This is a genomic window from Fulvivirga kasyanovii (assembly GCF_009711405.1).
GTDB lineage: Bacteria > Bacteroidota > Bacteroidia > Cytophagales > Cyclobacteriaceae > Fulvivirga > Fulvivirga kasyanovii.
Window position 1 is genome coordinate 1 of record NZ_SMLW01000631.1, and the last position, 14,039, is coordinate 14,039.

The 14,039-nt window shown below is 42.2% G+C and carries 8 protein-coding genes; 2 read left to right on the plus strand and 6 right to left on the minus strand.

All coding sequences use genetic code 11. The annotated features are described in order from the left end of the window. Positions 1-2,428 (minus strand): lamin tail domain-containing protein (locus E1163_RS21335; protein WP_185156165.1); only part of this gene is annotated, 2,428 nt, incomplete at its 3' end. 147 nt (positions 2,429-2,575) lie between these two features. On the opposite strand from E1163_RS21335, the gene E1163_RS21340 reads away from it, so the two are divergent. Beyond that, positions 2,576-3,568 (plus strand): aspartate-semialdehyde dehydrogenase, encoded by a 993-nt coding sequence (locus tag E1163_RS21340; protein ID WP_155174498.1) that lies wholly within the window; start codon positions 2,576-2,578, stop codon positions 3,566-3,568. Between the two features lie 74 nt (positions 3,569-3,642). Continuing rightward, positions 3,643-4,824: a class I SAM-dependent methyltransferase gene (locus tag E1163_RS21345; protein WP_185156166.1), complete on the plus strand. Its 1,182-nt coding sequence runs from the start codon at positions 3,643-3,645 to the stop codon at positions 4,822-4,824. 369 nt (positions 4,825-5,193) lie between these two features. On the opposite strand, the gene E1163_RS21350 is transcribed toward E1163_RS21345, so the two are convergent. From E1163_RS21350 to tpiA, 5 genes are all read right to left on the minus strand, one after another. Continuing rightward, the gene (locus tag E1163_RS21350; RefSeq protein ID WP_155174500.1) at positions 5,194-6,327 is read right to left on the minus strand and encodes a DUF2911 domain-containing protein; all 1,134 of its coding nucleotides are present in this window, start codon (positions 6,325-6,327) and stop codon (positions 5,194-5,196) included. 383 nt (positions 6,328-6,710) lie between these two features. Beyond that, positions 6,711-7,358, minus strand: coding sequence for a glycerol-3-phosphate 1-O-acyltransferase PlsY (gene plsY, locus E1163_RS21355; RefSeq protein ID WP_155174501.1), 648 nt, complete (start codon positions 7,356-7,358; stop codon positions 6,711-6,713). Positions 7,359-7,457: 99 nt separating this feature from the next. Beyond that, the gene (locus E1163_RS21360) at positions 7,458-12,308 is read right to left on the minus strand and encodes a hypothetical protein (RefSeq protein WP_155174502.1); all 4,851 of its coding nucleotides are present in this window, start codon (positions 12,306-12,308) and stop codon (positions 7,458-7,460) included. Between the two features lie 106 nt (positions 12,309-12,414). Beyond that, positions 12,415-13,266 carry a 50S ribosomal protein L11 methyltransferase gene (prmA, locus tag E1163_RS21365; RefSeq protein ID WP_155174503.1) on the minus strand — a complete coding sequence of 284 codons (852 nt, stop codon included), beginning with the start codon at positions 13,264-13,266 and terminating at the stop codon, positions 12,415-12,417. Continuing rightward, on the minus strand, positions 13,266-14,027 hold the full coding sequence (gene tpiA, locus E1163_RS21370) for a triose-phosphate isomerase (protein WP_155174504.1): 762 nt from the start codon (positions 14,025-14,027) through the stop codon (positions 13,266-13,268). Before tpiA ends, prmA begins: the two co-directional genes overlap by 1 nt. Positions 14,028-14,039: the final 12 nt, after the last annotated feature.

Genomic DNA, 14,039 nt, shown 5'->3' on the forward strand with positions numbered 1-14,039 from the left:
TTATTCGAGTATTGGCTACATAACCCGCCTGGTCAAATGCATAGTTAATAACCGTAAAATCATTCCGGCCCGAACCATCCGGAACTATCACTTTTGGGTCAGCCACAATTTGTCCGTTAACCGCTTGCGTATGTTGCCGGGTTTGGGAATTAATATATCCCGGGGTGGCAAAAGCTACAGTGGAAGATGCTGACTTCCAATTATCGGCATCATCTGTTGGAGCCGAAAAAGAGACTCGCTCCAGAGATACACCTTCCTTATCTGCAAGCAGGGCAAAATGATACGCCTCGCTATACTCAAACAGGTCCATAAGTGCAGAATCCTGATTTAACAGTATAACCACACCGGCATCATCGTTGTAAGCTGGCAATTTGCTTACCTCAATAAAAGCCTCCTCTTTAGAATTTGGATATTGTCCCTTTAATATACCTCCATCTTCAGTTACAGCCAGGTAGCTATGCGGCTTCATAACTATATCGCGCATAGCTATCGAAGATATTTGCTTTTTATCATATTTACCCCCATTTACTTCCGCATTAGCCATAGCCCAACCTTTAAGATTGATATACTTAGGGGAGTTATTGTAGAGCTCAACAAAATCAACTCCTCCTGAATAGGGGTTAAAGAGCACTTCATTAATGATCACTTCCAGGCTATCCGCCGGTTCAACCAGATAAAAATCATAGGTGGTTTCATTATTGATAAGATTGCCACTGCAATCTCTGATGCTATTTACTTTCAGTTGGTATGGTGTGTTTCCCTGCAATTGACCAGAAAGTTTCAACCCCACTTCGGTAAGGTTGTCTTGTAAAGCTATACCTGATACCCCAATCTCCGGGCTTAGGGTAAAATTACCAGGAACAATATCCGTATCAAGTACCTCATTAAACCTCACTATTACTGAATCCGGCCGAAGCCCCAGCACTTCGGTGATTTGAGGAGGAGTCAGGTCAGGATTCTGGCTTAATACGGAATTAGCAGCTCCCGGGGTACCTCCGGAAAGTTGCTCAGATGCCACCCAATTATCAATACTGCTGCATAAGTTGGCAGGATCGATCAATTCGAGGGACCAGCCGCCTTCTGATTTGAACGAGCTTTTATACCAGCTATTGGAGTAATGCACCGAATCTAACACCACGCCATTGACATCTCGTAACTGCAGAAAATCCTCACTATTATTTAGTGTTGGCCAGATATCCAAACCTATCACTGCCCCGAGCTGCTGAAACTCGTTTATAGCATCTTTAGAACATAGGATCACATAATCTCCGGGAAATAGGTAGTGGTGGCTTAATATGCCGGCATCTTTTAAATCAGAAAATTGCCAGTTGGCCAGGTCAAAAACCTTATCACTGTTATTGTAAATTTCAACAAATTCCTTTTCAGGCAGGTCATTAGCCGGACTGGGGTCTGCCATTATCTCGGTGATAATAACATCTTTACTCACAGCAGGCTCTTCAACAAAGTAGACAAACCCGGCAAGTATAGATGAAGTAGTATTGCCTGCAAGATCCTCAATACCCACTATGTTGATCTGGTAAGTGCTACCTACCGAAAAGGTTTGTTCAAAACTCAGATGTACCACGTTTGGAGCTATATCATCTAAACTGGCGGATGTGGGTTGATCTACACTATGGTCAACCACATAGTTATTTACATCTTCTGCGGTTTGCTTGTCCAAATTTTCGGAGAAGATAAGATCGAGCTGTGAATCGGAAACAACCTCTAATGCGACTAAACCGGGAGCCTTCTGATCACTGGAAGTAATAGCCACATCATCAAAGAAAAAAGCCTTATTCCTGGTGCTTGTGTGTTCGACTTTAAAACCAAAATAATCGCCGTTAACAAACTCCTTGTCTATTGCTGTTCCAATGACTTCATACGTCGAACCTCCGGAAATATCTGCTTCAAGAATCCATTTTCCCGAAGTATCACGGGTAACTTTTATGCTCACATCAAAACCGGCTGCCACAGATGCGCTTGGATCTGCAATCAGGGGTGTAGAAGAGCCCGTTTTAAACAATTCAATCCCGTCGTTACTCCCCGATTCTCCCAGACGGATAAAATATCCTTCCGTGGTTGCGGTCAGGTCACTGCTATTACTAAAAAGGTAAACCTCCACATTGTTGGAGCTGCTGGGAGCAGCATCATACCTCGCTTTGAACTCCCATACCACCTGTAGCTGGCTCACATCCGGAACATGGTTATTACTGATCCACAGCGTAGAAGTTGCAGCCGGACCATTGCTCTGCAACACTCCGCTACTGACCTGAAAATCAGCGCCATTCCCTGATAGATTGGAACTAACCCATACCGGATTGGCAGTGATATTGCCATCAGAAAAATCATCTGCAAACTGAGATTGACCGCGGTGATTTACCAAAAAGAGAAAAAGAAGTGCTAAACAGAGCTTATAATGCGCTAACAAGGCAATTAAATTTATATTAACGGTAGCTGTAAAAAACAAAAGTAGTATTTTTGAGTACATATTATGTCAACATGGAACGGACATAGTGCAATTTCTCTGCACTGAAAGGAACTGTGTCAGTTTCAGCAATTAAAAATTATTACTAAAATGAAACTAGCTATTGTAGGAGCAACAGGCCTCGTAGGACAGGAAGTCTTGCAGGTAATTGAAGAAAGAAATTTTGAATTTGATCAATTGTTTTTGGTGGCATCTGCCAAATCGGTTGGTAAAACTCAAACCTTCAAGGGTAAATCCTACAAGATTATTGGCATGGAGGATGCCATTGCTAGTAAACCGGATATTGCCATTTTTTCTGCCGGTGGAGGTACTTCACTAGAGTGGGCCCCGAAGTTTGCGGAAGTAGGATGTATAGTGGTTGATAACTCATCTGCCTGGCGAATGAGCCCTGACCATAAACTTATAGTACCTGAGATCAATGCCGAAGAGCTAAGAATTGACGACAGGATCATCGCAAACCCTAACTGTTCAACCATACAAATGGTAATGGCATTGGCACCTTTGCACAAGAAATATGGTGTAAAAAGACTGGTTATCTCTACTTACCAGTCAGTTACAGGTACCGGTAAAGCTGCCGTTGATCAGCTTATGAATGAGCGAAATGGTGTGGAAGGGGAGAAAGTTTACCCTCACAAAATTGATATGAATGTATTGCCTCATATAGATGTATTCCTGGACAACGGATACACCAAAGAGGAAATGAAAATGGTCAACGAGACAAGGAAAATTTTAGGTGATGACAGTATCGCAATCACTGCTACCGCTGTACGCCTGCCGGTTATGGGTGGCCACTCTGAATCCATCAATGTCGAATTCCATAAGGATTTTGACCTGGAAGAAGTAAAGGAGCTCTTGAGCCACGCACAGGGAGTAGTACTACAGGATGATGTTAAAAATGCTGTTTATCCTATGCCGCTAAATGCTCATCGCAAGGATGAGGTATTTGTAGGTAGACTCAGAAGGGATGAATCCCAGCCAAACGCTTTAAACATGTGGGTAGTGGCTGACAACCTAAGAAAAGGTGCTGCTACCAATGCTGTTCAGATAGCTGAATTCCTTGCTGCAAACAATCTCGTTTACTAATTAAAAAATGAATTCATCAGATGCCATTCCTGCATTCAGGGATGGCATTTTTTATATCTACATTTAGCATTTTAATGAAGGACCTCCTCAAACCAGAAGTACAGCAATTCATCAAAGCTCATGAAAAAGATGACCCGGTGACGCTTATTCTCAAGCATAAGGAAGTTCATGGCGTATCCATAAAATTAATTGCAGCACAAATTACTGCACGACAAAAGGCAAAAACCAAACTGCCTGAATGGTATGCAGCCCAAAGTATAATATTTCCTCCTACGATCTCCATGGAGCAGTGTTCATCTGAGATCACCGCTAAATACAAGGCATCCATAATTAGTGGCAATTCGGTTATTGATCTCACTGGTGGCGCAGGGGTTGACACTTACTATTTGAGCAAGAGCTTTGAGAAGGCGACTTATATTGAGCAAAATGAGGAGCTTGCCTCAATCACATCGGATAACCTGCGCTCCCTTGGCGCCACAAACATTGTCTGCAAAAATGATAAGGCAGAGAATTTTTTAAAACATACCTCCAAAGTAGATGTCATTTATCTCGATCCTGCCAGAAGGGATGAACACGCCCAAAGGGTTTTTAGGTTTGGTGACTGCGAGCCCAACGTAACTGAAATTTTGCCAGACCTGATGGCCAGGGCAAATACTGTGTTGATAAAAGCCTCTCCGATGCTGGATATTGAAAGCTCTGTCCAGGACCTCAGGTTTGTACAAGAAATTCACATTGTGTCCGTGGAAAACGAATGTAAAGAGGTACTATACCTGCTGCGTCAGCCTGAAATAGATAATCCGGTAATACATACGGTTAATATCCGGAAAAATGGAGAAAGGCAAAGGTTCAGCTTCCATAGATCATCTGAAATGAATGCAACGGCGGAGTACGGCCTTCCTGACAAATTTTTATACGAGCCTAACAGTGCAATTCTGAAAGCCGGTGCTTTCAAAAGTATCGCACAGGCCTATAACATAAAAAAACTACATGCACATACCCACCTTTATACGAGTAGTGCAGAAAACACAGATTTCCCAGGTAGAAGATTCCGTATCATTGATGTAGTACCTTATAACAAAAAAACTGTTGCTGCTTATTTACCTGGAAAAAAAGCCAATGTCTCTGCCCGGAATTTCCCGGATGAAGTGCAGGTGATCAAAAAGAAGCTTGGTTTAAAAGATGGTGGCAATCTCTATCTGTTTGCTTTTACGGATAAAGAGGAGAACAAAAGGATAGCAATTACCCAAAGACCTTAGGAAAAATGCTCAAGTAAACGATACATGGCGTAAAACAATATACCTGATATGCCATAAAGTTTTATCACCTTTTTCCTGTTCTGAGTATCTTCCCACCAGAGCATAACCCAGGGTTTAAAGAGCCCTATGATTAAAAATATAAGGCACATTACAGCCAAAACAAGGAAAAGGTTGGTAAGCAACTTCATTAACGCTCAGTTTCATTTTCAGACCTTATTCAGATCAAAACAGAACGAAAGTTACGATGGTTATGGAGTATTTACAAGCTGTCAACTTGTATATGAATAAAGTGCCTTTTAAAAAACTGCGGAACAATCTCCGTCATTCATTAAACGCGAAGAAAAGTTCCGCAGTAAACCTGTGTGCTTTTTAGTTAAAATCCTTCTGCTGTTCCAGGGTTTTGATATATCCTTCCAAAAACACTTTACTGTTTTCAGGGGCCTTTGCCAGGGCATCCCTTTCGAGCTTTAGCGCTTTGTCATATTGCCCAAGTGCAGAATAACCCCGAGCCAATCCATGGGGAGCCAGCCAATGGTCCTTCCACTTCTTGCTGGCCTTTTTAAATACCTCCAGTGCCTCAGCGTCCTTATCTTGAGCGATTAGTTGACGGCCATATGTATAATAATCGGCAACGGCAGCAGTTGGATTATCCAAAGCCTGGTTCATAACCTTCGCTGCCTCTTCATTTTTCCCCATGGCGGCCAGCACCATAGACTTCATTTGAAGTGTTCTGAAGTTTTCCTCACTAAAAAACTGGCCTTCTATAGCATTGTTGGCCCAATTCAGTGCCTCATCCAAGTGAATATTATTTTGAACAAGATACCCAATGGCTGCGTTCCAGTTGCTCAATGTAAAGCCCGGGCTGGAATGAAGTTCGTTTTGTAAATTTTGAAACACCAGTTCGGGAGTATCAAACTCTGCCTTAAAAGGGATTCTTTTTTTCTCCCAGTCAAGGGCTATCACGGCTTGTCTATCGGTCACCTCCACAAAATTATAGGTAAGCAACGGTGTGGCTTCATGATCTTCCCATTGCACGCTAACCCTTAGCGCGTCATCTTTTTCATCGTAAAAATAGCTGCCCCACACTTCTGTGCTTTTTGAGAAGATAATGGTTACTGTGCCATCTTCCGCAATAGCCATATGCAAACCGTATTTGCCAGCCTGCAGGTCCTTTCCTTCGATTTTGACATCATGGCTAAATTCTATAGTGGTATTTTCGTTGGCTCCTGCACGCCATGGTGATGCTTTTGCAGTACCAAATCCCAGGTTATTAAAGCCGTAGGGCACAAGGGTTCCCCATACTTTTCCCGTACGGTCTTCGCCTTGTGGACTCACTACGTTGGGCCTGGAGTAATTGATCGTAATATTGGATATACCTACTTGCTGCATTACCTCTGCAGCCGGACTTACTTGAGGGAGTGTAACTCCCTGCCCCAGGGAGGCCTGATGAAATAGACAGACGCTCAGGAGCACCACAAAAAGTTGTAAAATTTTTGATCTCATGGTTAAATAATTTGAGGTGAAAAGATTGATTAAGTAGGTTCTGACGATCAGTCTTTATACGGAGAAGACACGGCAGAAGATCACCGAATTATTTAACTGTAACCATAAGCTGGATAAAAGGCTATTTTAAGACAGGAGGGGAATGAAAAAGGATCACGAGGAATTTATGATGAGATACTAACTTTTCACCTCCTTGCTTGACAGACGTGGTTAACGGCAATCGGCAAAAGCAGTAGGCAAACTTGTATAAAATAACAATAGGTGCGGTTTACTTTCATTGGCAAGCTTCACACTACATGTTTTGCTTTCCGATCCATTTGCTCTGCAGGTTTTCAGCCTGGCCTACAAAAAAGGGCAATGTTAAATTGCCCTCACACAATGCTTTAATCTTTTTTAAACCTGATCAGGTACGTCTTGTTTTCTTCTCCTTCCACAATGCGTCGGATATTCTTGTTGTGCGTCCATACAATCACGATGAAGAGAAAGAAACCGAAAATTACCAGTAGCGGCTCATTGGTCTTAAACCTGGGCACCAGCAGAAGCAGGGCTGGAAATGACAAAGCTCCAATGATTGAAGATAGTGATACGTATTTGGAGATCAGCAGGGTAATAAGGAAGATAACAATACAAAGCAGAGCCACTTCGTAATGGATAGCGATCATCATTCCTAAAAGTGTGGCCACACCTTTACCTCCTTTAAAATTGATAAATACTGAGAATACATGGCCTAAAACAGCGACCACACCAAGGATGAGTTTAAATGTTACCAGGTTTTGCTCCTCAATAAAGTCGAGATTGAGCAATATTCTTGCTAAAGAAGTGGCTGCCATACCTTTGATAATATCACCAAGCATAACTATTGTACCGGCCCTTTTTCCCAAAACCCTGAATGTATTCGTAGCGCCAGGGTTTCCACTACCGTGTTCCCTTACGTCTATTCCATGTACGGCTTTACCAAACCAAACAGCGGTGGGTATTGAACCAAGCAGATATGCTAAAATTAATGCTATTCCAATTGCAGCTATTTCCATATTTTATAGTTAGGTCAAAAAAAGGAAGAAACACATTACTTCTTCCCTAAACAGTTAGTCTCAAATATAATGAATTTTTTTTTGAGGTACCGGGAATTATCAGAACCCATCGTCATCATCCTCAAACCCGTCGTCTTCTTCCGTACCTCCGAAACCATCATCAGGGGTTTCGTCTACAACTTCCTCTACCTCAGAATCCAGGTCATAAAATTCATCTATCCCATAATATTCTAACCGGAATCTGTTGATAAAGTTCAGTGTTTCGGCTTTATCTGCAGGGGCAAAGATGAGATCGCCGATTTTTGCTTTTGTACCATTACTTTTTTTGCTGATTACATCATTGAAATTTTCATTGGATGAATAGGTTAGTAACCTTTCGTCTTCAAGGCTGAAGTAAAACCATGATGCCGGAGAGGCTTTAATAAATACATTGAATATTATTCCGCCTGCTTCATTCTTCTTTATCTCCATAAAACCATCAAAGGCTCCATTGATATCGGTCTTTAGAATGTTGGACATTCCAAGTTTACCTTCACTGTAAAAAGCCTTATACTCCTGTGACCATTTAAGATCGACATTAGTAAATACCAGAGGCACGGCAGTCTCCTTGGCAAAGCCTCCTAAAGAAACATACTCCTGTAGTGAAAGCTTTTCATACTCTTTTGCAGGCCTTTCGCCTATAATCTCAGCTAGTTTATATATAAGCTGCGTCTGATCCCCAAGACCTTCCGGTGCGCCAAGATTATTGACTACATCAACAATATCCCTGGCCATAATATCAAACGCCTGCGAAGGCACCGGTGAAAAATTGATCGCAAGCATGCTATTCAGGTTATACTCGTTCTTGTCAATATTACCATGGCCAAGTACCGCTGCATTGAGGGTGACATCTTTGGTAGGTCGCATAAAATTAACAGGCCCTTCAAACCGAATGTCTTTTGTATCCTGATTATAGCGATAAATTTTACCCGACATCTTCTTGCCGGCCATTTTTAAAGTGTCTTCTATAGCGTATTCGTTGTTGTTCTTATCAAAATACAATATTCCGGACGGCACAAAGAATTCCTCATCATCCGGCGTATACTTTTCAGTAATAAATGTATTGTAAAGGCTGTTATCACCTGATGAAAAGAATAATCCAGCTTCCAGCTTTCTGCCCTCTTCGGTAACAGAATTATCAAAATTTATCATTACATCGCGCTGGTCACCAGTACTGGAGTGCTGTATCCACGTATTAAAGCCAGGCTCGTGCAAGTCAAGTTTCACATAACCATCTAATTGCATCGCAGGTTTATGCGCGTACAAAGTCATGTCTCCTTTATAGAACATGCCCGGAGAGATCAGAATATTTTGCGTTTCGCTCACGGAACCATTAGCCACTGTATGCTGCTCAAACACCTCTTTTCTCCTCGAACTGGCTACCTGCATGGTTTCCAAATGAAAGTTTTCCATCTTGATCGGAACAGTATCATTCAAGGAATTTACAAATTGGTACGTGGCATAACCGGTAAATTCATTTCTTGATTTAATGTCAATAACACCTTCGGTCAGGCGGTGATATTCATTGAGCGTATCGAGAATAATTGTGGTGTTAGTAAGTGTTCCTATTTTGGAGTTCTCCAAAATAAGCACCTCATTATTTTCAGGGGTGATCTTAGCATCAGCAACAACTATATAAGGTATACCGCTAACCTTAAGCTCAAGGGTATTAATATCATAGACTGCTTCAGTAGCGTTGAACCGAAGGGAATCAAGATCTTCACGGGTAGTATAGAAGTATGAACTTTCCAAAGGTACACCTTCGGGTTTTTTCATGGTGATCTTCTCTTCATTCAGGTCCCATCGGGCCTGGGTGATTGAAGTCCTGAACTGGGCATAAGGAAACTCCAGCGCCGCCTGTCCTTCTACTTCGGGACTGATATCGGCATAGTTTTCATCCAGGTTAAACCTTAAACTAACATCGTCACCGGCAAGTGCAGGCTTATCAGGGTTATCCGATTTCAATTCAAAATCTGCATGCCTGGCAGAAAACCGGTCATGTTTAAATGTGATCTGGTCTGAGATGGATTCGGAACCTCGCGTAAGAAGTGTACCGGAACCATAGACTCCGTGATTGGAAACAATAGTGGTACCGTCAAGAGACGCTGTTTCGTTATAAAACTGGATAGGTTCATCAAGGTTGCTGATATACATGCTGTCCTTTTTAGGCAACCATTTCATGTCGTAGTTCTTTACGGAGGCTTGAGGGAAAATTACTCCGTTATATTCCTGCTCACGTATTTCCACATAATCTCCCTGGGTGATTACTGAATCAGGATAAAACACAAAATCTTCGGACACCAGTGAGGTTGTGAGAAAATCTATTCTACCATTACCCCGAAGACCATCTTTATTCAGGTTCAGTGTGTTGTAGAATTTTCCTTCACCTTCATATAAGGTGTACCCTTCCTGGGGCACCGTATGTGTAAAGCCCATTGAATAATCGCGCTGCACCCGTAGTTTTTCTTCAAAAGTTGGGAACATACCGCTGGATACAAATGATCCCTCAAAACCAATGGTCGCAGGATCGGAGCCCCCCAAACTGTCAATACCAAAAGGTGGCACAAGGAAATACATAGACCTGTCGTACACTCCCGAGAGCACCTCCTTCCTGTCAAAGTATACTACAGCACCTTTTCCGGAATCGAATTTAGGGAAATTAGGAAGGCTCTCTTTCCCTGATTTATTACCAGGTTTGTTAATAAACAGGGTTCCCGAAGATGCCTGCAGGTTATTTGCAACACCACCATCCTGCGTATCGGGGTCTGCCGATACAAGGGCATTGTCTACCTTGCGTCTTCCTGATCTTCCCCTGCTGTTTTCATCTTTTACATAAAATTGAATTGAATCAATTTCATTAAGGTAAATAAGGAAGCTATCATATTTAAAGGTGAAATCACGACCGATATATTCGAAATTACCTGCGTTGATCTTTCCGTTAAACTTAAAGTCCCTATCACGCATTAACGTCACCTCACTGCTGTCAGGTGTAATCACAACGTTCAATGAATCACTGATCTTAAACCCGTCTACACCACGGATCTTAAAGGTGCGTTCTTCGAAGTTTAGTGTTGAATTGGGTTTATGATGTATTACAGAGCTGATAACGATGTTGTCAAAATCCTTTTTCCCGAATTTTGAATCAAACAAATGTGTACCTTTATCTTTAACGGTAATGAGTCCCTTATTGGAGTCATACCCAATAAGTCCTTTTTGTGCAAGATGTAGCATGGCTCCCTTAAGCACCCTCACATCTTTTTTGAAATGTCTTGCCAGTTGGTCAACATAAAATTCATCTTCTCTATTCTTCCTTGAGTAGGAGACTACAAGCGCCAATGGGTTGAATGGATAGATCTTGTCGCCCAAACCACGATAATCCTCCTCATTAAAGTGGTCTGATGATTCAAAATGGGCAGGAACAATTCGTCTTCCCTCCAGTATTGAAGCTTCAAGTGTGGCAGAATCGAGGTGCCATCTTATAATATCCGCGGTAAAATCTACATTAAAGTAAGTAGCCGTATAAGGTGTGTTGCGGAAACCTCCCTTATCTTTTTGTAAAACGAGGTATTTATTTACGAAGTCATAATTAACCCGCACTGCAGGGTGCGAAATGGAATCATTCCCTTGATAAATCACTATCGAAGCCCTGTCAGCAGTAACTACAGAATCTGAAAACTCGAATATTTTTGCTTTGGCTTTGAATTTTTTTGATGATTGCCCATGAACCTCAATCTTTGAAAGCTCACCTAGTACAGAGGAGCTGTATATTTTCCTACCATTTAATGAAAAGCCGCCATTATAAATCAGGCCTTCACCTATGTTGTTAACTCTGATATTGCTGTAGTACGACATAAAGCGAGGGTATTTCGCATCGGTCGTTGTATCATGCTTAACGCTTTTATATTCAAAAACACCTTCAACAGGATCCACGAGCTTACCCTTGTAGGTGAGTTTAGCAGCCTCAGCCTGGAGCCTTGGTTTATTTACCTCAAAGCTATATGTACTCAGTTGGCAGAAAACGGAATCTGCACTAAGGCCAGCCATAGACCAGCCGAACTTTCCGCCATCACCAACAAACTGGTTCTTCAATATGAGGAACGATCCCTTGGTATTTTCCAGAAACACGGAATCATATTGCGTTGAAAAATTCAAAGTAGCTTTTTCAAACCGGATCACCGGGCCGCTAATGACAGGCAAAGCAGGTCCTCCTCTTATGGCCTCTACCATCTGCTGGTCTTCAGTCAGATCATCTTCCTGGTAAGGCTCTTCCTCCCATTCGTCATCGTTCCATTCCGTATCCCAGTCATCATCGGCGGGTTCTTCGTCCCACTCATCAAAGTATTCGTCGTCTGAAGCACCTTCATCCTGGTAGGGGTCTTCCTCTTCCACAACAGGCTCCTCTTCCACTGCTATCACCGCAGGATCTTCTATATATTCAATGTAATATTCATCATTACTGACATATAACTTATTCGACCTGGCATGAAACAGTGCATGGTGCTCAAAAAAAGACCCGGTAACCTGAAAGTATCGCAGTAGTTCTGCTTGTGTATGATTCGCAATTACTTTTTCTGTGACATTGAGGTATTCGATCATTTTTTGTGCATTGGCACCCTCAGTGTTCACAGCATGAGCTATGGCTGCAAAATAAGCAGCATAGATAGTCTTGTTACCATTCCTGTTATTCATCAGGGTTGCTATCTGAGCAATCACCTTATCCTGCTGGTCTTTGGCCAGTCGCACCCAGGCCATTTGGAACTCATCACTGATGCCCAAAACCTGGCGGGCCCTCTCATCATTTAGCATCACCCGAACCGTATCCTTTGGGACAGCAGGTCCGTTGCTTTGTGAGAAGGCATTAAAGCCCAACATGCAGAGCAGAAAAAATAAGTATCTAAAAGTTTGCCACATGATCAATCCCCTGAAATTCCTAAATTATTGTGAATAAACCAATTGATGATGATTACTTGTAAACACAATCGCTAACGAAAAAATTAAATGGAAGGTACTTTTTCTTCTACCTTTTCTCAAAAACCAACGACGACCAATAATTCCTGGTCGAATTGCTCAGTAAATGAAGCCCATATCTGGCTGCCTCGTCCTGCAGATCCTGATCATCAGCATCATAAAACCCACTTAGCACAAGGATTCCCTTTTCAGGTAAATAAGCCTGATAGTGCTTTATTTCATCAAGTAATACATTCTTATTGATGTTGGCCAGAATGATATCAAATTGCCCTTCCAGTTGTAGCGATTCAATGGTCCCACCAAAAACACTAACATTATCGCAATGGTTCAATTCCACATTTTCAGGGGCATTTTCTATACTCCAGGAGTCGATATCGTAGGCTACAACTTCTCTGGCCCCGAGCTTTGATGCCATGATGGCCAATATAGCAGTACCACAGCCGGCATCCAGTACCCGCTTACCTTTATGATCCAGCGCCATCTGGTTTTTCAACATCAGGTAGGTAGTAGCATGATGGCCGGTACCAAATGACATTTTGGGAGTGATGATGATTTCGTACGGATAGTGCTCATCTATCTTGTGAAAAGTAGCTCTCACAAGGCATTGATCTTCCACTATAATGGGATCATAGTTTTTCTCCCAGTCCTCATTCCAATTCTTCCTTTCTACCTCCTCTGTAGTATATGTTATCGGTGTAAGCTCTGCATACTTTGCGACCAGGTCTTTTACATCCTGTTCAGAAAATTTTTCTATTTCGATATAGCCCTCCACACCTTCTTCTGTTTCCATCATAGAGTTATAGCCAAGCTCACCGAGCTCAGCTATTATGATTTCAGCAAAATCTTCACTACAAGAAAATTTAACCCCTATAAACTCTGCCGGAAGTTTCTCTGCGCTCATTAAAATGACTTTATAATGTCAGTGAAGTCCCTGGATTTTAAAGAGGCACCACCTATCAAACCTCCATCCACATCTTTACAGGCAAATAGTTCTTTGGCATTGTCAGGCTTGCAACTTCCACCGTACAGTATAGACATGTTTTCGGAGATTTCTCCACCATACCGTTCAGCGATAAACTCACGAATTGTGGCGTGCATTTCCTGCGCCTGATCGGATGAAGCTGTTTTTCCTGTTCCTATGGCCCAGATCGGCTCGTACGCAATTACTATTTTTGAAAATTTATCATCATGCAGGTGGAACAGGCTATCGCCAATTTGATTGCAAACATATTCTTTATACAAGCCGTTTTCCCTTACTTCCAGTGACTCCCCGCAACAAAAGATAGGAGTGAGGTTGTTTTCCAGGGCCAGATCTACCTTTTGGGCAAGTTGCTTATGGTTTTCATTGAAATACTCCCTTCTCTCACTGTGTCCTATAATAACATATTCGGCACCTACAGAAGCCAGCATGGCAGCAGAAACCTCACCGGTGTAAGCACCCTGTGCGTTATCATTGCAGTTTTGCGCTCCAAGGTATACCTTATCAACACCGGATATCAATTTCTTTACCTGGGTTAAGTGAATAAAAGGAGGGGCCAAAACGATGTGCACATCTCCCCGTACTTCGTCAGATACCATATTAACAATCTCAGAAGTAAGCTTTAATCCCTCGTCGAGGGTATTATTCATTTTCCAGTTTCCAGCTACAATTTTTTTTCTCATGGTTAGTGTACG